This window comes from Agarivorans sp. DSG3-1, from assembly GCF_046774965.1.
In the GTDB taxonomy this organism is placed as follows: domain Bacteria; phylum Pseudomonadota; class Gammaproteobacteria; order Enterobacterales; family Celerinatantimonadaceae; genus Agarivorans.
The window spans coordinates 1,742,259-1,763,935 of the sequence record NZ_CP177241.1; the positions used below are offsets into that span (position 1 = coordinate 1,742,259).

At 45.5% G+C, this 21,677-nt stretch carries 22 protein-coding genes; 5 read left to right on the plus strand and 17 right to left on the minus strand.

What is annotated here, in order from left to right:
* Positions 1-22: 22 nt before the first annotated feature.
* The 10 genes from ACLD71_RS08275 to soxR all read right to left on the minus strand — a co-directional run bounded on the left by ACLD71_RS08275 (position 23) and on the right by soxR (position 11,932).
* Positions 23-973 carry an NADPH:quinone reductase gene (locus ACLD71_RS08275; RefSeq protein WP_411994122.1) on the minus strand — a complete coding sequence of 317 codons (951 nt, stop codon included), beginning with the start codon at positions 971-973 and terminating at the stop codon, positions 23-25.
* An 848-nt stretch (positions 974-1,821) separates the two neighbouring features.
* Positions 1,822-2,415, minus strand: a complete 594-nt coding sequence (locus ACLD71_RS08280) for a DNA-3-methyladenine glycosylase I (RefSeq protein ID WP_411994124.1) — start codon at positions 2,413-2,415, stop codon at positions 1,822-1,824.
* A 26-nt stretch (positions 2,416-2,441) separates the two neighbouring features.
* The gene (locus ACLD71_RS08285; protein WP_411994126.1) at positions 2,442-4,037 is read right to left on the minus strand and encodes a succinylglutamate desuccinylase/aspartoacylase family protein; all 1,596 of its coding nucleotides are present in this window, start codon (positions 4,035-4,037) and stop codon (positions 2,442-2,444) included.
* A 78-nt stretch (positions 4,038-4,115) separates the two neighbouring features.
* On the minus strand, positions 4,116-5,324 hold the full coding sequence (locus ACLD71_RS08290) for a methyltransferase (protein WP_411994128.1): 1,209 nt from the start codon (positions 5,322-5,324) through the stop codon (positions 4,116-4,118).
* Between the two features lie 3 nt (positions 5,325-5,327).
* On the minus strand, positions 5,328-5,924 hold the full coding sequence (locus tag ACLD71_RS08295) for a YitT family protein (RefSeq protein ID WP_411994130.1): 597 nt from the start codon (positions 5,922-5,924) through the stop codon (positions 5,328-5,330).
* Positions 5,925-6,081: 157 nt separating this feature from the next.
* Entirely contained in the window at positions 6,082-7,371 is a 1,290-nt protein-coding gene (gene purD, locus ACLD71_RS08300) for a phosphoribosylamine--glycine ligase (RefSeq protein WP_411994132.1), read from the minus strand.
* Between the two features lie 85 nt (positions 7,372-7,456).
* Positions 7,457-9,049: a bifunctional phosphoribosylaminoimidazolecarboxamide formyltransferase/IMP cyclohydrolase gene (gene purH / locus ACLD71_RS08305; RefSeq protein ID WP_411994134.1), complete on the minus strand. Its 1,593-nt coding sequence runs from the start codon at positions 9,047-9,049 to the stop codon at positions 7,457-7,459.
* 270 nt (positions 9,050-9,319) lie between these two features.
* On the minus strand, positions 9,320-11,095 hold the full coding sequence (locus ACLD71_RS08310; protein WP_411994136.1) for a diguanylate cyclase: 1,776 nt from the start codon (positions 11,093-11,095) through the stop codon (positions 9,320-9,322).
* A 127-nt stretch (positions 11,096-11,222) separates the two neighbouring features.
* Positions 11,223-11,399 (minus strand): DUF6435 family protein, encoded by a 177-nt coding sequence (locus tag ACLD71_RS08315; protein ID WP_137673817.1) that lies wholly within the window; start codon positions 11,397-11,399, stop codon positions 11,223-11,225.
* A gap of 71 nt (positions 11,400-11,470) precedes the next feature.
* Positions 11,471-11,932, minus strand: coding sequence for a redox-sensitive transcriptional activator SoxR (gene soxR, locus ACLD71_RS08320; protein ID WP_411994138.1), 462 nt, complete (start codon positions 11,930-11,932; stop codon positions 11,471-11,473).
* A 117-nt stretch (positions 11,933-12,049) separates the two neighbouring features.
* On the opposite strand from soxR, the gene ACLD71_RS08325 reads away from it, so the two are divergent.
* The 3 genes from ACLD71_RS08325 to ACLD71_RS08335 all read left to right on the plus strand — a co-directional run bounded on the left by ACLD71_RS08325 (position 12,050) and on the right by ACLD71_RS08335 (position 14,023).
* Positions 12,050-12,466 (plus strand): VOC family protein, encoded by a 417-nt coding sequence (locus ACLD71_RS08325; RefSeq protein WP_137673819.1) that lies wholly within the window; start codon positions 12,050-12,052, stop codon positions 12,464-12,466.
* Positions 12,467-12,582: 116 nt separating this feature from the next.
* Positions 12,583-12,990, plus strand: coding sequence for a Zn(2+)-responsive transcriptional regulator (zntR, locus tag ACLD71_RS08330; RefSeq protein WP_411994141.1), 408 nt, complete (start codon positions 12,583-12,585; stop codon positions 12,988-12,990).
* Positions 12,974-14,023 carry an SO_0444 family Cu/Zn efflux transporter gene (locus ACLD71_RS08335; protein WP_411994143.1) on the plus strand — a complete coding sequence of 350 codons (1,050 nt, stop codon included), beginning with the start codon at positions 12,974-12,976 and terminating at the stop codon, positions 14,021-14,023. The genes zntR and ACLD71_RS08335 overlap by 17 nt, the downstream gene beginning before the upstream one ends.
* A gap of 11 nt (positions 14,024-14,034) precedes the next feature.
* On the opposite strand, the gene ACLD71_RS08340 is transcribed toward ACLD71_RS08335, so the two are convergent.
* The gene (locus ACLD71_RS08340; RefSeq protein ID WP_411994145.1) at positions 14,035-14,442 is read right to left on the minus strand and encodes an META domain-containing protein; all 408 of its coding nucleotides are present in this window, start codon (positions 14,440-14,442) and stop codon (positions 14,035-14,037) included.
* A gap of 242 nt (positions 14,443-14,684) precedes the next feature.
* Between ACLD71_RS08340 and udp the strand changes: the two genes are divergently transcribed.
* Positions 14,685-15,452, plus strand: coding sequence for a uridine phosphorylase (gene udp, locus ACLD71_RS08345; RefSeq protein WP_137673823.1), 768 nt, complete (start codon positions 14,685-14,687; stop codon positions 15,450-15,452).
* Between the two features lie 175 nt (positions 15,453-15,627).
* Here the strand turns inward: udp and fis are convergent, their stop codons facing one another.
* The 5 genes from fis to ACLD71_RS08370 all read right to left on the minus strand — a co-directional run bounded on the left by fis (position 15,628) and on the right by ACLD71_RS08370 (position 18,927).
* Entirely contained in the window at positions 15,628-15,927 is a 300-nt protein-coding gene (gene fis / locus ACLD71_RS08350) for a DNA-binding transcriptional regulator Fis (protein WP_016402072.1), read from the minus strand.
* A 35-nt stretch (positions 15,928-15,962) separates the two neighbouring features.
* Positions 15,963-16,919: a tRNA dihydrouridine synthase DusB gene (dusB, locus tag ACLD71_RS08355; RefSeq protein WP_137673824.1), complete on the minus strand. Its 957-nt coding sequence runs from the start codon at positions 16,917-16,919 to the stop codon at positions 15,963-15,965.
* A gap of 163 nt (positions 16,920-17,082) precedes the next feature.
* Positions 17,083-17,961: a 50S ribosomal protein L11 methyltransferase gene (prmA, locus tag ACLD71_RS08360; protein WP_137673825.1), complete on the minus strand. Its 879-nt coding sequence runs from the start codon at positions 17,959-17,961 to the stop codon at positions 17,083-17,085.
* A gap of 89 nt (positions 17,962-18,050) precedes the next feature.
* Entirely contained in the window at positions 18,051-18,431 is a 381-nt protein-coding gene (locus ACLD71_RS08365; protein WP_411994147.1) for a hypothetical protein, read from the minus strand.
* Positions 18,432-18,507: 76 nt separating this feature from the next.
* Entirely contained in the window at positions 18,508-18,927 is a 420-nt protein-coding gene (locus ACLD71_RS08370; RefSeq protein ID WP_411994149.1) for a hypothetical protein, read from the minus strand.
* Positions 18,928-19,227: 300 nt separating this feature from the next.
* Between ACLD71_RS08370 and ACLD71_RS08375 the strand changes: the two genes are divergently transcribed.
* Complete coding sequence (locus ACLD71_RS08375; protein WP_411994151.1) at positions 19,228-20,256, plus strand: MBL fold metallo-hydrolase; 1,029 nt, start codon at positions 19,228-19,230, stop codon at positions 20,254-20,256.
* 70 nt (positions 20,257-20,326) lie between these two features.
* On the opposite strand, the gene accC is transcribed toward ACLD71_RS08375, so the two are convergent.
* Positions 20,327-21,670, minus strand: coding sequence for an acetyl-CoA carboxylase biotin carboxylase subunit (gene accC, locus ACLD71_RS08380; protein ID WP_137673829.1), 1,344 nt, complete (start codon positions 21,668-21,670; stop codon positions 20,327-20,329).
* Positions 21,671-21,677: the final 7 nt, after the last annotated feature.

The window sequence follows — 21,677 nt, forward strand, 5'->3', positions numbered from 1 at the left end:
TGTTTAGCCATTAACTGATTGGCTAATTCACGTTGATCACTACATTGCCGGTGGCGCCGGCTTGCATAACAGCATGATGGGCGTCGGTTGTATCAGCCAAGGCAAAACGCTTGGCAATAACAGGGTTTACAAAGCCCGCTTCGGCTCCAGCGTAAATTCCACTATGTATTTGCTGCAATTGTTTTGGAGTAGCATTGGCTAACGCCATACCCATGATGCAGGCATCCCTAGCCATTAAGTCTCTAGGGTTTATTTCAACGCTACCACGGCTACCAATAACCACCACTCTGCCACCTTTATTAAGCAAGGGCAGATCGTCGCCTAAGTTTTGATTCGCCAGCATCTCTAGTACAACGTCTACCTTGCCAGCTTGCTGGAGTGTTTGGTAATGTTCGGGGAGGTGATGGTTGGCGACTACATCTGCACCTTGTTGCTTCAATAGGGCTAAACCAGCATCGCTTCCTGCAGTAGCAAATACCCTGCAACCAGCGGCTTTGGCAAGTTGAATTGCTGCTAAACCTACGCCGCCACTGGCCCCATGAATCAGTACCGTTTCTGCAGCTTGGCTATTGGCTCTTATAAACAATGCGCGCCAAGCGGTGGCGTAAGGTGTGCCCAAACAAGCACCCTGCTCGAAGCTCAAGCTGTTCGGTAATGGATAAACGTTATTTGGGCTGGCTAAGCACAGTTCGGCGCTAGCGCCACTTAGCGTGCCTGCGCAATAAACTCGTTGGCCTAGTTCAAAGCCTTCCACGTTATCCCCTAAACCAACAATCGTGCCTGCAGCATCCTTACCGGGAGTGTGTGGGAAGTTAGCTGTGTAGTTGTTAGTGCCTGCCACAATATAGGTGTCAACTGGGTTTACGCCAGCAGCGGCAACCTTGATTAAGATTTGTTGATCGTCGGCCACTAAATCAGGACGTTGATTGAGCTTAAGTTGATCACCATGGAACTCTGCTTGGATCGTTTTCATTAAATTGCTTCCAACCTATTGTGAAAAATCTAGATTTAATCAGCATAACCCAAAAAAGCCGGATGAAAATCCAGCAAATTTCAACACTGTGATCCTTTTTAAGAATTTAAAATGACCATTTTCGACAAAAGACAAATTTTGAAACTGTAATGAAAATGTTTTCAAAGGCTATTTTAGTAATAAAATTACCAAAAACTAAATTTAATAATGCCAAAAGTATTTTTCATAATACTAAATGTGCGGCGTGTCGCATAAAATTAAAACCGTAGAAGAAAGTTACTAACAAGAAGCAGCAAGCAGGCGTTATTTACTTTCACATTTAACAAAAACCAATAGGTGGAAATATTATGGAATTATTCGGTTTATATTACGCGCTTCGCGCAAAAAACTTTAACAACGAACAAACTGCAGCTCAACGTAGCCGTTAATACAGTTAATTAAATTAGAGGAACAAGATTATGTACGAACTTTTTGGATTAGTAGCCCTTAACTACTTTGGTAAAAACAAAACTGAAGAACAAAAACTTCAAGAACGTAGCCGTTAATTTTACACTAAATAGAGAGAGAATGATTATGATGGATTTTATGGGTTGGGTTGCACTAAGCTACTTACAAAACAAAAAAACTGAAGAACAACGCATTGCTGAATTAAGCCGTTAATTTCAGAACTGCAGTAACAACAGAACAAGCAAGAAAAGAACAAGTAACACAGTAATAACGATGTAATCGCCGATCAGGCGAAAAGCGTTCCTCACACTCACTGAGGAAGCTAACACTCCCAAGCGTTACCCTCTAGAAAGAAACTCTTAAACAGACATCTGCCTTTTGTATATTTTAATGCCTTCTGATTACACTCGAGCTAATTCGACACAGTCTTGATAGACATGACAGCCTACAACGTGGTCGTTGATCATCCCTACAGCTTGCATAAAGGCGTAGCAAATAGTTGGGCCAACAAAGCTAAACCCCGCTTTTTTTAGTGCTTTAGACATAGCTTGAGATTCGAGACTTTCGGTAGGAATATCTTTTGAGCTAGCATGTTGATTAACAATGGTTTTTCCGCCAACAAAACTCCAAATGTAGTCACTAAATGTGCCACCTTGCGCTTCAATGGCTAAGTAGCCTTTTGCATTTTTTATAATTGAGTTGATCTTAAGTTTGTTACGTACGATCCCTTTGTTTTGCATTAATCGTTCGCAGTCTTGTTGATCGAATAGGGCAATTTTCTGAGGTTGAAACTGGGCAAAAGCTTGATAGTAGTTTTGTTGTTTTCGCAAGATGGTAATCCACGACAAGCCCGCTTGTTGACCGTCTAAACACAGCTTGGCAAATAGCTCTACAGAGTCATAAACTGGACGCCCCCACGTTTGGTCGTGGTAGTGTTGGTAGTCTTCATCGTCGCCGCACCATTGGCAGCGAACCGGCTGTGTTGTTTTAGTCACCTTGCAAATCCTCTTAATGGTTTTGTTTAATGGCTTTCATTGAGTGGATCAATTGATTGTATAGTTACGTTCTGGGTTTCCCCGCTCGTCGCGTTAGAGCTTTCAGCGGGGGGCTCTTCCTCGCTGGGCAGTGCCGGCTCTATTACACCCTCTGAGTCTGTTGCTGAATCTGTTTCGTTATCTGATTGTTCGTCATTGGCGTCGTCTCCAGCTTTAGGGATACCCATTTGCTCGGCGTTTTTCTCAACCACTTTTTTCTTAATTTGCTCGCCTTGCTGTTCGAGATCTTCAATGCTTCGCTGCTCGCCTAAGTTGTAGACAGCGTAACCGGCACTCACAAACTGATCTTGGGCTCGGCCTAATACCATGGCATTAAATGGAGCATTAATAAGCTCTACCTCTTCAGTAATGGGGTTACTAATCTCACCCAATAACTGACCTTTTTTAACCTTTTGTCCAAGGCTGACTTTGTTAATCAAGATCCCGCCTTGGCGAGAACGGATCCACTCAGAGGCGTAAAATACTGGCTGAGGTGATGACCAAAAAAAAGAACGAGGCAGCATTTCAATGGCACTTAAATAGCTGCGAAGCGCCTTAGCCCCAGTTTCTACAAGCTTCACATCAACCGTAAATGGGCCGCCAACTTCCATGACTACCGCAGGAATACCTGCAGCAGTAGAAGCACCACGTAAACTGCCGGGAGGGGCGATGCTTTGCAGTACCGGAATTGCGCCAAAATGACTGGCTAATTCAGATACGGCTGGCAGGGTAATATCGGCGCGTAACTGGCTTACGTTTTCTCGGTACATAGAGCCCGAGTGTAGGTCGATAACACTATCACAGTGACGAATGATGCTAGTGAACAAGCTGTGGGCGACTCGAGAAGCGGTAGAGCCGTTAGGATCACCAGGGAACGCTCGGTTAAGGTCGCGACGATCAGACATGTAGCGATCTTTACGCCACAAGCCATCAATGTTAACCACTGGCACCGAAATAATGGTGCCTTTGAGATCTTCTGATTTTAAGTTTTGCACTACCCGGCGCGCAATCTCTACGCCGTTTACTTCATCGCCATGAATCGCTGCCGTTAAACATACCCTAGGACCGGGCTCTTTACCGTGAATAACCACCACTGGGGTGGCGAGTTCAAAACCACCAGGTAAGTGACCAGAATACCAATCTAGAGTTGCAGTGCTGTTAGGGCTAAGTTCGGTATTCAGTAAAGTTAAAGGGCCCCAAACGGGTTCTTGAGCCGCTTCGTCAATGGCGGTTTCTACATCTTCCTTGGCTGGCGTATTTTTGCCCACAACAATAGGAATAATTGGCTTAGGTTGATCGGGCAGTTCTAGCGCTTCGCTAGTCTTAGCGCTTAGCGCATCATTGTTGGTGCTTGTGTTATCTGTGCCTGCGCTATCAATATCAGCGTTGTTGACCGGGCTGCTTGAGTCTTGCGTTTGTTCTGATGACGGTGCGGCTTGCTTGAGCTCGGCAGGTTCACTAAGGTCGGCTTGTTCCACTTCCGATAGCGTTGGATTCATCACCTCTTCATATTGATCTTCTTGCTCTGTAGCAAAGGCAGTAAAACTGAAACACAACAAAACAAACAAAACACAACGTGACATAGCGTCTCCAATTAAAACAAATGGTTTGGCACTAAAGCAATGCGAACAGCAAATGCAGCAACAGTGATTAAAGCAGGTTTAGGCTAGTGCTGCTTGTATTAATACATTACGTGGACTGGTTTGGAAGGGGAAAAGTTCCGTTAATCCAACTTGATAACCGTGTTCTTGTAAAAACAGACTGCGATCTAGCAACAGCCAGTGTTCCATTATGGGCCTAAACAGGTGCTGTACCAACTCTATTTGTCGTACTAATAGGTGGCGTTGCTTACCCAAGCGCAAATAATGCTGCCAATCGAGATTGGCTGACGGGGTTAGTGAGTGCTGTTGGCAGGCCCAAAGAGCAAAATCACTAAACGGTTTACCTTGGGCAAACCAATGCTTCGCCACTGAAGGTAGCGCTTGGTAGTGAGTCTCTCCGCTGAGCGCTTCGCGCAAACATTGATAACTTAAACGCCAATGAATTTCTCTTTGGCGCAGTGTTTGTACTCGCTGTCCAGAAGTGACGGATTGGGCGACCGCTAAACGCAAATCTTGTTTAGTTAAATGCAATACGCTTTGCTTAGCGCGAGCTGATAAGGCTTGATAGTGCTCGCCGGTAATTAGGTGGTAACAGCAGGGGCACAGGCTAAGCTCTTGGGTTTTACTTTGAACGGCTGAACGCAACAGCTGTAAATGCAGTTCGCCACAGGCATGTAAGGCAACGGCATGTTGCTGGGGTTTTACATACTGATGGGAGTCAGCGTTTAACACGTCACAGTGATGAAAATGCTGTTCTACATTTAACTGCTTGGCGAGCTGCTCACCGTGTTCGCATAAGCTGGCTTGCCATTCCAAGCTAGTCACTGGCAGTTGGTGGTGAAAGCTAATCAGTCGACCAAGGTGCCCCTTACCTGCACACCATTCTAAAATGGGTAGTTTTGTATCGCTCAGTTGCTGGCTAAAGGCTTGGATCTGCTCTGCTTTTCGCCCTTTAATGCCAGTGTTAAACCAAAAGGGAGTAGACAAAGGTTGTTGTTTGGCTGGGGTAAGTGACCACTGCTCAAGGCATGGGCTTAACTCTGGGAAAAATTCAGCGAAGTGAGCAAGGGCTAACGCAGGCTCTAATTCCAGCTGGTTGATTTGGGTTTCGCTTAGGCTTTGTAAGCTATTTAGCAACCCTGGGTTGTGCCAAGGCAATTGCTGATGCTGAAAAGGGGTGAGCTGCCAGTAAGCTTGATACCTGCTTAGCAAGTGATCATGTTGACTAAATTGAGCGTGTAAAGCCTGTGGCGTTAGTGCTTGAAACATTGCTTAAGACAAGCCCTGGTAGCGGCCGCTTTTATGATTAAGGGCTATGACTACGTTTAAGGCGGCAGCGCCTGCAATAGACCATAGCAGCACGCTAAGTGGTACTAAAAAGTAAGATGCTGCCACAATGACAATGTCTAGCGCCATTTGCACATGTCCGGCTCGAATATTAAAGCGCTTTTGTAGATATAGTGCCAGAATGTTTACTCCACCTAAGCTGCCTTTATGGCGAATCAAAATAAGCATACCGGTACCAATTAAAAAACCACCTGCCACAGCGGCATAGGCGCGATTGAGCGCAGCGATATCAATCACAAGGTGCATGTAATCGGTAAACAAGGACACCAGTAATACACACGCTATAGTTCGAAAGGTGAAGGCGGCCCCCATTTTGACAAAGCCTAATACAAAAAAGGGTAGGTTAATAATTAAGAAGATTTGGCCAAAGGAGAGGTCTAAAAATTGGTTTGCGAGTAAGGCTAAACCAGCGGTACCTCCGGTGAGTAGCTGAGTCTCTTTAAAAAAGAATACCCCTAAAGCCACCATGGTGGTGCCAATTAACAAGGCTAATATATCTTCTAAAAGATTGTGCCGTTCCATTGAGCTTCCGTTATTAAATACTGACAGTGAATAATAGCATCGCCAGTCAGTGTTTGAGATAAATCGCTATATGAAATCATAGAAACAAAAAAAACCACCATGATTATTACTCATAGTGGTTTTATCTGTTTATGCTACAGGCCGTTTAGTGGCTAAATTAGCTTTTTTCGCGGGCAATCGCGCGGTAACCAATATCGTTGCGGTGGAACATGCCTTCCCACGATACTTTTTTCACTAGCTCATATGCATTAGCTTGTGCCTCGGTTACGGTGTTGCCTAATGCTGTGGCACATACAACCCGGCCACCATTAGTGACAATGTTACCGTCTTTATCGGCAGTACCTGCGTGGAACACTTTTGCGCTATCGCTTTCTTCGCTAAGGCTTGGCAAGGTGATTACATCACCTTTTGGGTAAGAGCCTGGGTAACCCGCTGCTGCGAGTACCACACCCATAGCTGGGCGGGCATCAAACTTGGCGGTTTGGGTATCTAGTTTTCCGTCTACTGCAGCTAAACATAGCTCAACAATGTCCGATTGCATACGCATCATAATAGGCTGGGTTTCAGGGTCACCAAAGCGGCAGTTATACTCAATAATTTTTGGTGAACCATCGGCCATAATCATTAAACCAGCGTACAAGAAACCAGTGTATTCATTGTCTTCTGCAGTCATGCCTTTAACGGTAGGCATGATCACTTCATCCATAATACGCTGATGGATTTCTGGTGTAACCACTGGTGCGGGTGAATAAGCACCCATGCCGCCAGTATTTAAGCCGCTGTCACCGTCACCAACACGTTTGTGGTCTTGGCTAGTTGCCATGGCGAGTACGTTAGTGCCATCTACCATTACGATGAAGCTGGCTTCTTCGCCATCTAAAAACTCTTCGATAACTACACGTGAACCGGCTTCACCAAAGGCATTGTCGGCTAGCATATCTTCAATAGCGGCAATGGCTTCTGCTTCGGTCATGGCAACAATTACGCCTTTACCTGCTGCTAAGCCATCAGCTTTCACTACAATTGGCGCACCTTGCTCTTTTACGTAAGCAATCGCAGGCGCTACTTCAGTAAAGGTTTGGTAGTAACCGGTAGGAATGTTGTGACGGGCTAAGAAATCTTTAGTGAATGACTTAGAGCCTTCAAGCTGAGCCGCTTTTTCAGTTGGGCCAAAGATTTTAAGGCCTGCCGCTCTAAAGGCATCGACCACACCAATCACGAGTGGTGCTTCTGGGCCAACAATGGTCAGTTCAACCTGGTTTTGCTGCGCAAAGCTAAGTAAGCCGGCAATGTCTTCTACACCAATGGCTACGTTTTCTAGCTTAGGCTCAAGCGCAGAACCTGCGTTACCTGGGGCAACAAATACTTTTTCAACTGAAGGAGATTGCGCAGCCTTCCATGCTAGAGCATGTTCGCGGCCACCGCCGCCAATCACAAGTACGTTCATGTTTGTCTATCCAATACTGAGTAAACGGGGCTTGGCGCACCAAGCCAAAATACAAAACAGCCAGCGCTGGGCTGGCTGTTGGTTTCTAGTGGTAGAAGTGGCGCATGCCAGTGAATACCATGGCCATGCCATGTTCATCGGCTGCGGCAATCACTTCATCATCGCGCATTGAACCACCAGGCTGAATCACACAGGTAATACCTGCTTCAGCAGCGGCGTCGATACCATCGCGGAACGGGAAGAAGGCGTCTGATGCCATTACACTTCCGGCTACTTCTAGGTTTTCGTCGGCCGCTTTAATGCCAGCAATTTTGGCACTGTAAACGCGGCTCATTTGACCTGCACCAACGCCAATGGTCATGTTGCCTTTAGCATATACAATCGCGTTAGATTTAACGTATTTTGCTACTTTCCAGCAGAATAGTGCATCGCGCAACTCTTCTTCACTCGGTTGGCGTTTGCTTACTACGCTTAAGTCGCTTGGGTTTACCATGCCTTGGTCACGGTCTTGAACTAACAAACCGCCGTTTACTCGCTTAAGCTGTAAACCTGTGGTTTTAGTAGACCATTTACCACACTCTAACAAACGTACGTTTTTCTTGGCGGCAACAATTTGTGCTGCGGCTTTAGAAATTGCAGGAGCAATAATCACTTCAACAAACTGACGAGAAACAATCGCTTCAGCGGTATCAGCATCTAACTCGCGGTTAAAGGCAATAATGCCGCCAAATGCAGAGGTAGGGTCGGTTTGGTAAGCACGTTCGTAAGCTTGTTGAATGTTATCGCCTAGCGCCACACCACAAGGGTTAGCGTGTTTTACGATGACACAACAAGGTTGGTCGAATTCTTTTACACACTCTAGTGCAGCATCGGTATCGGCGATGTTGTTAAAGGATAAGGCTTTGCCTTGTAGTTGAGTGGCAGTAGATACTGACGCTTCTTCAATGTTGTTTTCTACGTAAAAAGCAGCTGCTTGGTGGCTGTTTTCGCCATAGCGCATGTCTTGCTTTTTAATGAATTGGCTATTGAAGGTACGTGGGAATTTGCTTTCTTCGTCGCCTTCTTTGTTGTCGCCATAGCTTGGTACCATGGTACCGAAGTAGTTAGCGATCATGCCGTCGTATGCAGCAGTATGCTCAAAAGCGGCAATGGCTAAGTCAAAGCGCGTTGCGTGTGCGAGTGACTTATCGTTGCTGGCCATTTCAGCCAATACGCGATCGTAGTCAGAGGCATTTACCACAATGGTTACGTCTTTGTGGTTTTTAGCCGCGCTGCGCACCATGGTAGGGCCGCCGATGTCGATGTTTTCAACTGCATCTTCAAGGCTACAATCTGGGTTAGCAACTGTGGCTGCAAATGGGTATAGGTTTACTACTACCATATCGATAGCGTTAATGCCGTGAGTTTCCATCACTTCATCATCGGTACCACGTCGACCTAGTATGCCACCATGTACTTTTGGGTGAAGGGTCTTAACACGTCCATCCATCATTTCAGGAAAGCCGGTGTAGTTAGAAACTTCAATCACTTCAATGCCGTTTTCGGCAAGTAGTTTAGCGGTGCCACCAGTAGACAAGATCTCTACGCCTTGTTGGGCTAAAGATCGAGAAAATTCGATGATGCCTGTTTTATCTGAAACACTGATCAGTGCACGTCGAATTGGTCGAGCGTTTTCCATTGGAGTTTTATCCTCATTAGCAGTTATATGCGCTAGCGGTACAAGTTGCCCGAAAAATAAACAACTTAGGTTTGAGGCGCGCATTTTACAGTAAAAGTGTGAAGAATGCGCCGTTTTTAGCTGAATAATCTTGGGAATTGACACCAACTGGGTGGCTAAAAGCGCAGAAAGTACTATGAACACAAGCCGTTAACTGGGCTTTGTTGACCGCTTGGTGATAAAAATAAGCCTTAAAGGCGGAGTTGGGGCTGGCCTTAGGCTTTTTGTTCGTTAACCCGATTTGGTGGTTTGCTGGTTATTTGCTTGCCGCTTGGCGGCAATAGGTAGTTTAAAGCTGTAGCTGTTTCGGCCATTTTGCTTGCTGTTATATAGGGCTTGATCAGACAAGCTAATGATTTCTTCAAGGCCGATATCAGCACTTTCTGCAATAGATACACCCACGCTAATAGTGACATGAGACAGTCCTTCCACTCGGGTAAACTTATGGGGTATCTGTTGTTGGTTTATTGATTTAATCAGGCGGTTAGCCGCGTACTCGGCATAGTCGTAATCACTATTACTAAGAATGGCGATGAACTCTTCGCCGCCATAGCGGGCGATTAAATCACCAGGGCGTTTACAAATGCCGGTATCAATGAGGGCTTTGGCGACTTGCTCTAAACAAACATCACCTGCCGGGTGGCCATAGTGATCATTAAATTGTTTAAAGTGATCAATGTCTATCAGCATAATGGTAATTGGGTAGCCGCCGCGCTGGGCGCGTCGCCATTCTTGTTCTAAAAACTCATCCGCGCAGCGGCGATTAGGGATCCCGGTGAGGCTATCGGTAATTGATTGTTTCTCTAGCTCTCGGTAAGCGGTTCTTAATTCTTGTTGCGAGGCTTCTAAGTCAGAGGTGCGCTCCCGTACTCGGTCTTCTAATACTAACTGAGCTTGGCGTAAGTTAAGCTTGGCGTTTCGCTGGCTAAAGTAGAGTAGAAAAAACAAACTGATTGCTACCGACACCGAACTAACAATGCCTAGTACTACAATGTTTCGCGTGCGAGCGTAGACTTCAAAGGCTTCAGCTTTGTCTATCTCGGTGGTTAAGCCAAAATCGTAGGTGGGTTGCCATGTCCAAGCGCCCACCACAGTTACACCTCGATAATCTGGATAGCCCTCGGTGTTATAACTGGTATTACCTTGAGTAGCACTTTGTGCCATAAAAGTGAGCGCTTTAAAGCTGCTATCGGTGCTGTTAGCTTGCGCTTTGGGGTCGGTAATATAGAGGTTATTAATTGCGCTTTGTCCCGGTTCTAAAATGCCAGAGCGATGTAACTCTTCATCAAATCGACTGGACGAGAGCATTAGGCCGTTACGATCAAAGGCATAGGTTTCTCCAGAGTCCCAAATGCGGCCGAGTTGGGTAATTCGGCTAAAGTGGTCAGCTTGATTCACGCTAATAATAAGCACCCCTTTAATTTGTTGCTGCTGGTTAATAACCGGTGCAGAGAAGTACATATTGTCGAGCTGTTTGGCTTTAGCTTGGTTAATGCCAGTAATAAAAATGGCTTCGCCCTCTAAAACTCGATTCATCTTAAGGTGTTCATATTCAAACAAAGGGTGCAGGGTATTGACTTGATTACGCATATTCGAGTTAAGGACTCGCCCTTCTACATCGCTCAACCAATAGGCATCGTCTTGATAGGTTTCCATCATTAAGGCAAAGCTTCGTTCTACGTTAGCTTCGGCACTAGCGAGTAACATAGAGGGGCTTTTAGGGTTGCTAAAAATTTCGGCAGACAGAGTGATACGTTCCGACTGAGCGGCATTACGTAGTTCTAACAAGCGGTGTTGAATCCAAATATGATGAGCTTCTTGAGTAGCCCTTAGCACGGTGCGCAAAGATTCTTTAACTTTAAGCTGAACCTCATCTTCAATATTCTCTAGCGCGGTAAATACAATGGCGAGAATAGCTAAACTGAAGAAGGCAACCGTTGCGACTACGGTGCCTAATTTCACGAACTTGGGTTTGGAGTCTTGTTGAGTGCTTAAAATATCTTTCACCAAGAGTACAAAGGTTGATTGATAATTAACCAGTATGGACGGGGTATCGCGTTGTCTCAACTTAATGGCTTAAAATAACTTTTACATCAATAACTTGCGCATAGGTTATTTAAGCCAGTTAAAGCTGCTATTTCACTTCAGTCTCTAGTTGCTCAATCTCTTTCCACAGTTCGTCTGCATCGGCACTCAACATTGAGTAGGTCATAATGTCACCGCGTCGTTGCGCCAACATCGCTGATTCAAGCAAGGCGTCGTACTTTTGGCGTTTGCGTTTGATAGGGTTGGGTTTCAGAAAACTAAACATAAACACTCCTTTGTTATTAATAAGAACGCATGGATGCAGTAAAAAGTTCTCTGCAAATCGATTATTTTTGGCTAGGTTTGTTCACTGCTGCGATTTAAGATCACTGGCCCGGTGCCATGAGCGGCTAACTGATCGTCGGGGTTATAAAGCGGGCAGCTATTCATTGACAAACAACCACAACCAATACAACCGGTTAAGGAATCTCGTAGTTGAGTTATTGCCTCAATCCGTTGGTTTAAGTTTTCTCGCCACTGCTGAGAGAGCAGCTCCCAGTCATTTTTATTGGGTGTGCGGTTGCTTGGCAATCGGGCAAAAGCCGCTTTAATATCTGCCAGATTAATCCCCATTTTTTGTGCCGCTTTAATTACCGATACTCTTCTTAGTACCTCTGGGTGGTAACGCCGCTGATTACCTTGATTCCGCTGACTTTGAATCAAGCCTTTAGCCTCATAAAAGTGCAGGGTAGATACTTTTATGCCACAGCGCTTAGCCACTGCGCCTACCGATAGAGCGTGTTTGGCTTGTTGATTCATCTTGCTCTCCATTTTTTTCGAGTTTAGTAAAGAAAAAGCTTTACCTCAACTTAACTTGAGGTTTTAAGGTATTTACTAAGTCAATACTAAGACGATTAAGCAATCACGGAGAGACGTATGTATTTAGAACATATAAACCTAACAGTTAAAGACATGGATCAAACGTTAGTTTTTTATAAAGCGGCATTTCCTCATTGGTGGGTGAGGGGGGAGGGCCAGCAAACGTGGTACGGTACCGATCGACGTTGGCTGCACTTTGGCGATGACAATCATTATCTTGCCTTTAACGATAATGGATATGGTGAAAATCGGCCTTTAGAGGGGAATCAATTAGGCGTGGCGCATTATGGATATGTAACGGCTGATCTAGATGCTGTGATTAGTCGCTTGCTAGCGGCAGGCTTTGAAATTCATCATGAAGGGGCGCAAAGTCAGCATCGGCGTAATGTGTATTTCCGTGACCCAAATGGCTTTGAAGTGGAGTTTGTAGAGTACTCATCAGACTTACCAAAAGAGCGAAACCTTTACGAATAGACTCCACCTACACCTATTTTAAAGGCCTGCTTGTCAGGCTTTTTTTGTTTCTTTGAGAAAATCCTTGACCCTGTACCTAGCTACAGGGTTTATCATAGGTGTAGATGGAGGGTCGCATGTACAAAATTGGCGAATTAGCAAAACTCAGCGGTTTAACTGTGGAAGCGTTGCGCTTTTACGAGCGTAAGGGCTTGTTATCGCCAGCAGCTCGTGGTGCGAATCAATACCGAATGTATAGCGAACAAGACCTAGCAAGGCTTGGTTTTATTCAGCGCGCCAAGCAAGCCGGATTATCGATTAAAGATATCTTGGAGTTGCTTACCCTGCGCGAGCATGCTGAAACCTCTAGCTGTGGTGATGTAAGCAGTGTGGTAGCCCACAAGCTACATAAGGTGCAGGAACAATTGCTTCAGCTGCAAGCGTTTGAAGCCACCCTCAAAAAGCTGCATGACGAGTGCTGCGGCGGTGAAGAAAGTGCTACCTCTTGTTCAATATTAAAGGCCTTAGATGATGTTATTGAATAACTTTGTAAGTTTGTTTTTAAGTGCTGCTCCTTGGTTGTTTTTAGGTTTTGTTATTGCTGCTAGCTTGAAATTAGGCTTACCAAGCCGTTGGCTAGCAAAGCACTTAGGCAATAGTAAGCCCAGTACGACCATTAAAGCGGCGTTTATTGGCGCACCTTTGCCTTTGTGCTCTTGTGGGGTTATTCCCGCCGCCATGGGCCTGCGCCGAGCGGGCGCATCTAAAAGTGCCACCACTTCTTTCTTAATTGCCACACCGGAGACAGGTGTTGATTCAGTGGCAGTATCTTATGCCTTATTGGGGCCTGTAATGGCCATTGTTCGGCCCGTAGCTGCTATTACTAGTGCAATTGTGGCAGGTTTACTTGTGGGAAACAGCGAAGATAATAAGCCGGTTACTAGCGAAGTAAAAAGCTGCTGTAGCAAAAAAAACGCTAGCCAACAGCAGCAAGCAACTGCTGAGGTAAAGCTCAGCGTTAAACAAAAAATAAGCGCTTGGCTGAATAGCTTTGCTGAACTGGTGGGAGACAGCTATTTATGGCTCTTGATCGGTTTGGTATTTGCCGCCTTGATTCAAACTTACTTGCCCGAGAGCTTTATGACCCGCTGGGGACAAGGCTGGATCACTATGTTAGTGATGGTGTTGGTTGGCGTGCCTATGTACATTTGCGCCACAGCATCAACGCCTATTGCCGCAGGTTTAATCATTGCTGGTATATCGCCAGGGGCGGCCTTGGTATTTATGCTGGCGGGGCCGGCCACTAATGTTGCTACCTTAATGTTGGTTCGCCAAGAAATGGGAGAGCGTGCGTTAGCCGCCTACTTAACCGGTGTTGTAGTTAGTGCAATGGCCTTTGGCTGGGGCTTAGATTGGGCAATTGGCCAATGGCACTGGCAAGTAAATCCGGTAGCTTGGCAAGAGCACCAGTTAGTGAATAGCTGGTGGGTGGTAAGTAGTAGTTTGGTTATTGCGATATTGATGTTACGCGCAGGACTCAATGATGCGCGGCAGCGCTGGGTGAGCACTGTCGCATAAGTTCAATATTATTAATTAGTTGGCACGCGCTTAAACATTGCACCGTTGTTTAAGCGCAAATTTTCGCCGTCACTCATTAGCGGTTCTTCTAACGCTTGGATGAACTCCATTTCAATTTTGTTAGCCATGTCGTCACACAGCATGCGTGTCATGCCAATAGGCTGATTAACCAACAGCTGTTTGCCATTCCACTCAGCTTGGCCAAAAAAGTTATTACAACCCGTGGTGCCAGAAATCTTAAAGCCCTTATCGTTTTCTTCTAAGGTAAACGCTGGCAATTTAATGTCGGCAATGTTGTAAAAGTCACCGGTCATATACCAACGACTATCTGTTAAATCCATGCTTGGCTCCGATTGATTACTGGCACAGCCGGTTAAGCCCAACGCGATTGTTAAACCCAAAATTAGCTGTTTATTCATGGTAGTTACCTCAAGTAAGCACAAAAACTATTTCAAGCTATTGTAGAACACAGAGAGAGTGAAAAGTTCGTTTACTGATAAAATTAATGTTTTTTTTAGGTGGTTTTAATATCAACACAAAAAGTAACTATCAGCCTAATTGGTACTAAGTTACCGCCAAATGCGAGATGTTTCACACTTATTGGACAGTTCTCGTCCTATGCTTCGCTCATCAATCATTGGACGAAATTAAGTAGGTAAACATGAATCAGCAAGCGAGTGTATTTCATTTAGGTTTGAACCCAGAAATGCTGAAAGGCGCCACGTTGGCCATCATTCCTGGTGATCCACAACGCGTAGAGCGTATTGCTTCATTATTGGAAGAGCCAGAATTTTTAGCCTCACAGCGTGAGTTTACCTCTTACCTTGGCAAGTTGAATGGCACACCTGTTGTAGTGTGTTCAACTGGTATTGGTGGTCCATCTACGTCAATCGCGGTAGAAGAATTAGCCCAGTTAGGTATTCGCACCTTTTTGCGTGTAGGTACTACTGGCGCTATTCAGCCACACATTAATGTTGGTGACGTGATTGTTACCACGGCATCGGTTCGTTTAGACGGAGCCAGCAGCCATTTTGCTCCAATGCAATTCCCTGCTGTTGCCGATTTCTCCTGTATGCAGGCCTTAAACAGCGCGGCGCTAGACGCTAATGCTACTTGTCATGTCGGTGTAACTGCTTCAAGTGATACCTTTTACCCTGGACAAGAGCGTTACGACACGGTATCTGGCAGAGTAGTGAAAGCCTTTCAAGGCTCGATGGAAGAGTGGCAAGCTATGGGTGTGCTTAACTTTGAAATGGAAAGTGCCACCTTATTCACCATGTGTGCATCTCAAGGCTTAAAGGCAGGCTGTGTTGCAGGTGTAATTGTGAATAGAACCCAGCAAGAGATCCCAGACGAAAGCTTGATGAAAAACACCGAGCACCAAGCAGTAAACATTGTTGTTGAAGCCGCACGTAAGATGCTTGGTTAACAAAAAACTAAGCCAACTTGCCTGATGGCTTAGCTGTCCTTTCCATATTCAGCCCAATAGTTCGTTAAGTTCTATTGGGCTTTTTTGTTCTCAGCGACCTGATAAGAATAAATCGTATGCAATAAAAAAGGCCTATCAACAGATAGGCCTTTTTGAGCAATATCTAAGTCTTAGCTTAGTTCATGCCGTATTTTTTTAACTTCTTGCGTAAAGTACCGCGGTTGATACCTAACATGATTGAAGCGCGAGTTTGGTTGCCACGCGTGTATTGCATAACTACGTCAAGCAACGGAGCTTCAACTTCAGATAGTACTAATTCGTACAATTCAGACACATCTTCGCCATTTAATTGTGCGAAGTAGTTGCGCAATGCTTGCTCAACAGAATCACGCAATGGACGTTCTTTCACTTCAGTACTCGTAGCACTGCTAGTCATAGTAGAAAGTGTGTTTGTGGTGGTATTTGAATCAAACATACTTGACGCTCTTTTTAATTAATTAATGATCACAACTATTCGAAAAACTGCTCAATCGCGGACGTTTGTACCAGGGCTGATTCAAGCTGGTTAAACTGGCTACGAAACTCGTCCGTGTCCGCTAATTGCTTCAAGTACCACCCCACATGTTTGCGAGCGATACGTACCCCTTGGTACTCCCCGTAGTGTGAATACAGGTTGTCTAAGTGGTGAAGCATTACTTCCTTCACTTCTTCGGCCTGTGGCGAAGCAATATGCTCACCAGTGCTTAAGAAGTGATTAATTTCTCTGAAAAGCCAAGGGTTACCTTGGGCTCCTCGACCGATCATGATGGCGTCCGCTCCAGTATAGGCCAGCACATGCTTGGCTTGCTCTGGGGTGGTGATATCACCATTAGCCACAATCGGTATTGAGACTTCTTGTTTTACTGCTTTGATAGTGTCGTACTCAGCCAAACCTTTATACATACATGCTCGCGTCCGACCATGAATGGCTAAAGCTTGAATGCCAGCCGTTTCTGCAAGCTTGGCAATATGCAAAGCATTGCGGTGTTCTGGTGACCATCCAGTTCTAATCTTTAAGGTCACAGGAACATCAACCGCCTGTACAACAGCATCAAGAATCTTTGCTACTAGTTCCGGTTGCTGTAACAGCGCCGAACCAGCTAGCTTTTTGTTTACCTTTTTCGCCGGACAACCCATATTGATATCGATGATTTGCGCGCCATTTGCCACATTATGTTGGGCGGCGAGAGCCATCAATTCTGGGTCAGCTCCAGCTATTTGAACACTGCGTATGCCGCATTCATCTAGGTGAACCATACGATTTAGCGATTTTTGGCTATTCCACACCCGAGGGTTACTGGACACCATCTCCGAAACCGTAAGCCCTGCGCCTAGTCGCCAACATAAGCGGCGAAAAGGTTGATCAGTAATGCCAGCCATAGGCGCTAGTATCACCGGATTGTCCAGTTTATAACTGCCTATATTCATGACTCGCGTTCTTCTCAATCTCAGGGCGGCGTAGTTTACGACTTTTTTAGCACGCTGGAAAGGCTATATTTTGAACATTTTTCAAAAAAAAAGCTGGATTTTTAGTGGAGGAATATGGCAGCAAACCCTTTGAGATAGGGTTTGCCCCACTTTTTCGGGTAACTTAGCGTTTTGTGCCGCTTAATCGACACCATTCTTGATCGAGAACAACCGGATCCATATCGCACTGTGATTGATAAGCATCCACAACGGTGGAACTTTGTTCTTCTAGAATGCCAGATAAGGCAATTAAACCTTGCGGTTTTAGGTAGGCGAGTATTACTTCTGCCAATTCTTTAAGTGGCCCTGCGAGAATATTGGCCACTACGATGTCGGCTTTAAAATCTGTTGGTTGGTCTTTGGGTAGATATAGCTCGAGTTTGTCGGCAACGCCATTTCGCTCGGCGTTGTCACGGCTGGCAAGAATGGCTTGAGGGTCGATATCAATGCCGACGACGCGTTCAGCGCCAAGCTTGATAGCGGCAATCGCTAAAATGCCGCTGCCACAGCCAAAGTCCACCACTGTTTTACCACTAAGGTCGAGTTGGTCTAGCCACTTTAAACATAGCGCTGTTGTGGGGTGAGTGCCTGTACCAAAGGCAAGCCCTGGGTCGAGCATTACGTTTACTGCGCTTGGATCGGGTACGTCGGTCCAGCTTGGGCAAATCCAAAGGCGCTTGCCAAATTGCATGGGGTGGAAGTCTTTCATCCACTCGCGTTCCCAGTCTTTATCTTCAAGTTGATCTAGCTTGTAGTTGCCATCGTCAATTATCAGCGCTTCGCGCAAGAACTCAAGAATAGGCGCCATATCGGTGGTGGCATCGTAAAGGCCTTGCACGTCGGTATCACCCCATAACGGTGTTTCCCCTAATAAGGGCTCAAATACCGGTGTGTCGTGGCGGTCTAACAGGGTAACGGCTTGGCTACCGGTTTCCATTAGTATGTCGCCAATGGTCTCGGCAGTGTCTTTTGTGGCGTTAATTTTTAGCTGGATCCAAGGCATTGTCCGCTCCTCTAGAAGATTATGCGGCAAGTGTACTGGGTTAGATAAGGCTTAGCATTAAAAATATGCTAAGCCTTTTATTGGCGGGTTTAACTGCTCGGGCTTAATCCGCGATGGCGGTATTTAGCACGCTTGTATAATAGCTGTAGGCCTCGGTAACAGGCCAGTAGGGCAAGTACAATGGAAGGAGCATTGAACACCACGCTAACAATCACCACCGCTATGGCTAAATAGAGAAAAGGAATAAATTCGTATAGAGGCTCTGGGATCACCTTCCGTTTACGTAGAATGGATTTTTTAAATTTGTCGTAACGACGGTAGTTAGACCTAAGCACCCACACTAAGGCTCCCATGGCAAATAAAATAGCCCCACCTACATGGGCTAGCCAAGGCTCTAGAAACAACATGGAGCTGGTGCCTGCATACAAATATCCACTAGGTAGTAATTCGTATATCGCTTTCGGTAACATGGTTGCCTCCCTTGCTCTTAACATTCCATTAACTTATTAAGCATAGACTCAATGAAGAAATTGACCAAATAGTCTACTAATCTACTGTGTGATGCTTAGATGATTGGGCTGCTGCAGTTGTCGTTTGCGCTTTTTGCCAAGCGTGTTGGCGGTACTTATGCCGCAAATACAGCAGCGAACAGCCACGATACATGCATAACATTGCGATGCCGTAAGCCAGTAAAGTAGATTGGGTAGAGGCTAAGCTTAGTGCTACTGCGATAAAGAAGAAGGGCATAAATTCGTACAAGGATTCGGGAATGGTAAAGCGTTTGCGAGAGTGGACCACTTGATCGTGGCGCCTAAAGTTGGAACGCATCACCCATATAAGCGCGCCAAGGCAAAACAATAGCGCTCCGCCGGCTATGCCTAAGTTTGAGTCTATCCATAATACAGAGCTAGACCCTGCGGCCAAATACAGGCTTGGCAATATTTCATATATTGGCTTGATGATCATGATGTTACACGCTATTCCATTGTATTTATCGGCTAAATTACCACTTCCCAAAGCATAACTTTGCTCTAACTAAGATGAACAAAGTGTAAGTCAAAATGAAGATTCTGCTTTTTTCCGTGAGATTAGCTTGCTTGTTTGCTGTAACAACTTGGTTACAGATTGAACGATATTTAGTCTTTCAAAAAGTAAACTTTATGGTTTACTTTGTTTGATTTGAATGTAAACTCTTCGGTGTAATTTGTAGAGGTAGAGATGTTGACTATTCGACGTACCGTAATGAGTTTTTGTTTGGGAGGATTAATGAGCACTTCGATAGCACCCGCACTGGCGGCAGACAACAGCATATTTAATACCACACAGCTTGATGGCAAGTATCAAAACAGCCAAGCAAGCCCTGCCAACAGCTCGGCATGGGGAATTTTATGGCGTTACGTGACTGAGCGTCGAGTAGATGCCACGCCGACTAATGCTATTCCAGTGTTGCCATTAACTGCCGCTTCACTCGATGCCTTGCCTTCAGAGCAAGATAGTGTGATTCGTTTCGGTCACTCTAGTGTTTATATGCTGGTGGGTGGGCAGCGATGGTTAATTGACCCTGTTTTTTCACAGCGTACTTCGCCGTTTAGTTTTATTGGGCCAAAGCGCTTTCATCAACCCCCGCTAAATCTTAACGAGCTAGATAACATTGATGGGGTATTGATCTCTCATGACCATTATGATCATTTAGACAAATACAGCATTGGCCTATTAAAAGACAAGGTTAAGCACTTTGTAGTACCTGAAGGTGTTGATCAACATTTAATTGATTGGGGCGTAAAGCCTGAACGTATTCAACGTTTACGGTGGTGGCAATCTGCAAAATTTGGTGAGCTAAGCATTACTGCCACGCCAACTCAGCACTTCTCTGGACGTGGATTATTTGATGGAAACCAAACCCTGTGGGCATCCTATGTGATTGACTCTCCCAACAAACGGATCTTCTTTAGTGGTGACTCTGGGTACTTTGATGGTTTTAAGCAAATTGGCGAGCGCTTTGGTCCCTTTGATCTCACCATGATGGAAACCGGCGCTTATGATAAAGATTGGTCAGCGGTGCATATGACACCCGAACAAACGCTGCAGGCTCATCTCGATTTGCGTGGTCAAGCCATGATGCCAGTACATAACGCCACTTTCGATTTGGCCTTTCATTCGTGGTACGAACCACTAGAACGCATTAGTGCGCTAAGTCAGCAAGCGGGTGTGGAGTTAGTGACACCAAAAATTGGTGAAGTTTTCAAAGTTGGTCAAAACCAAACTACCGAAGCATGGTGGCGAGACTTAAAATAAGCACTTGGATTTACGCCAATAAAAAAAGGCCCTAAGCATGCTTAGGGCCTTTTTAGTATCAGCTCGTTGCTTATTGCATGCCGAGTTTTTTCTCAAGGTAGTGGATGTTTGCTCCACCAAATTGGAAGTTTTCGTCTTGCATAATTTTTTGCTGAAGCGGCACGTTAGTTTTGATGCCGTCAATCACTAGCTCTGACAATGCGTTCTTCATACGAGCAATCGCAATGTCACGGTTTTCACCGTAAGTGATCAACTTACCAATCATTGAATCGTAGTAAGGCGGCACAGAGTAGCCAGCATAAACGTGTGAATCCCAACGAATACCCATACCACCTGGCGGGTGGAAACGGTTAATGCGGCCTGGAGATGGGATAAAGGTTTCCGCATCTTCAGCGTTAATTCGACACTCAATGGCGTGACCCGTTAGCTTCACTTGATCTTGGCTAAACGACAGTGGTTGGCCAGCAGCAATGCGCAGTTGCTCTTTGATTAAGTCGATACCTGTCACCATTTCGGTAACCGGATGCTCAACCTGAATACGGGTGTTCATTTCAATGAAGTAGAACTCACCGTTTTCGTACAAGAACTCAAAAGTACCAGCACCACGGTAGTTAATTTCAATACAGGCACGAGTACAGCGCTCACCAATATTGCGACGCATATCTTCAGTGATGCCTGGCGCTGGCGCTTCTTCTACCACTTTTTGGTGGCGACGTTGCATAGAACAATCACGCTCACCTAGGTGAATCGCTCCGCCTTGGCCATCAGACAATACTTGAACTTCCACGTGACGTGGATTTTCTAAGTACTTCTCCATGTAAACAATATCGTTACCAAAGAACGAACCAGCTTCAGTACGGGTTAAATCAACAGAAGTATGTAGTTCTTCTTCTTTGTGAACCACTCGCATACCGCGACCACCGCCGCCGCCAGCTGCTTTAATAATAATTGGGTAACCAATGCGTTTAGCGATTGCAGCATTTTGCTTTTCATCGGTGCCTAGCGGGCCATCTGAACCAGGTACACATGGTACACCGGCTTTTTTCATGGCTTTAATCGCTTCAACCTTGTCGCCCATCATGCGAATGGTTTCAGCTTTAGGGCCGATGAAAACAAAACCACTTTTCTCAACTATTTCAGAGAATTCAGCGTTTTCAGACAAGAAACCGTAGCCCGGGTGGATCGCTACTGCATCAGTGACTTCAGCGGCAGCAATAATGCGCGGAATGTCTAAATAACTTTCCGATGCTGCAGGCTTACCAATACAAATTGATTCATCGGCTAACAATACGTGTTTTAAATCACGGTCGGCTGTTGAGTGCACAGCGACGGTTTTAATGCCCAATTCTTTACAGGCGCGCAAAATCCGCAGGGCAATTTCACCACGGTTAGCAATAACTACTTTATCTAGCATACAAATG

Excerpts from the sequence above, each read along its gene's own strand:
- ACLD71_RS08340 (WP_411994145.1), bottom strand. The coding sequence starts at position 14,442 with ATGAATAAACAGCTAATTTTGGGTTTAACAATCGCGTTGGGCTTAACC.
- fis (WP_016402072.1), bottom strand. The coding sequence starts at position 15,927 with ATGTTTGATTCAAATACCACCACAAACACACTTTCTACTATGACTAGC.
- ACLD71_RS08335 (WP_411994143.1), top strand. The coding sequence starts at position 12,974 with ATGATGTTATTGAATAACTTTGTAAGTTTGTTTTTAAGTGCTGCTCCT.
- ACLD71_RS08315 (WP_137673817.1), bottom strand. The coding sequence starts at position 11,399 with ATGTTTAGTTTTCTGAAACCCAACCCTATCAAACGCAAACGCCAAAAG.
- udp (WP_137673823.1), top strand. The coding sequence starts at position 14,685 with ATGAATCAGCAAGCGAGTGTATTTCATTTAGGTTTGAACCCAGAAATG.
- purD (WP_411994132.1), bottom strand. The coding sequence starts at position 7,371 with ATGAACGTACTTGTGATTGGCGGCGGTGGCCGCGAACATGCTCTAGCA.
- zntR (WP_411994141.1), top strand. The coding sequence starts at position 12,583 with ATGTACAAAATTGGCGAATTAGCAAAACTCAGCGGTTTAACTGTGGAA.
- ACLD71_RS08325 (WP_137673819.1), top strand. The coding sequence starts at position 12,050 with ATGTATTTAGAACATATAAACCTAACAGTTAAAGACATGGATCAAACG.
- ACLD71_RS08290 (WP_411994128.1), bottom strand. The coding sequence starts at position 5,324 with ATGTTTCAAGCACTAACGCCACAGGCTTTACACGCTCAATTTAGTCAA.
- purH (WP_411994134.1), bottom strand. The coding sequence starts at position 9,049 with ATGGAAAACGCTCGACCAATTCGACGTGCACTGATCAGTGTTTCAGAT.
- ACLD71_RS08365 (WP_411994147.1), bottom strand. The coding sequence starts at position 18,431 with ATGTTACCGAAAGCGATATACGAATTACTACCTAGTGGATATTTGTAT.
- prmA (WP_137673825.1), bottom strand. The coding sequence starts at position 17,961 with ATGCCTTGGATCCAGCTAAAAATTAACGCCACAAAAGACACTGCCGAG.
- ACLD71_RS08375 (WP_411994151.1), top strand. The coding sequence starts at position 19,228 with ATGAGCACTTCGATAGCACCCGCACTGGCGGCAGACAACAGCATATTT.
- ACLD71_RS08285 (WP_411994126.1), bottom strand. The coding sequence starts at position 4,037 with ATGTCACGTTGTGTTTTGTTTGTTTTGTTGTGTTTCAGTTTTACTGCC.
- accC (WP_137673829.1), bottom strand. The coding sequence starts at position 21,670 with ATGCTAGATAAAGTAGTTATTGCTAACCGTGGTGAAATTGCCCTGCGG.
- dusB (WP_137673824.1), bottom strand. The coding sequence starts at position 16,919 with ATGAATATAGGCAGTTATAAACTGGACAATCCGGTGATACTAGCGCCT.
- ACLD71_RS08370 (WP_411994149.1), bottom strand. The coding sequence starts at position 18,927 with ATGATCATCAAGCCAATATATGAAATATTGCCAAGCCTGTATTTGGCC.
- soxR (WP_411994138.1), bottom strand. The coding sequence starts at position 11,932 with ATGAATCAACAAGCCAAACACGCTCTATCGGTAGGCGCAGTGGCTAAG.
- ACLD71_RS08295 (WP_411994130.1), bottom strand. The coding sequence starts at position 5,924 with ATGGAACGGCACAATCTTTTAGAAGATATATTAGCCTTGTTAATTGGC.
- ACLD71_RS08275 (WP_411994122.1), bottom strand. The coding sequence starts at position 973 with ATGAAAACGATCCAAGCAGAGTTCCATGGTGATCAACTTAAGCTCAAT.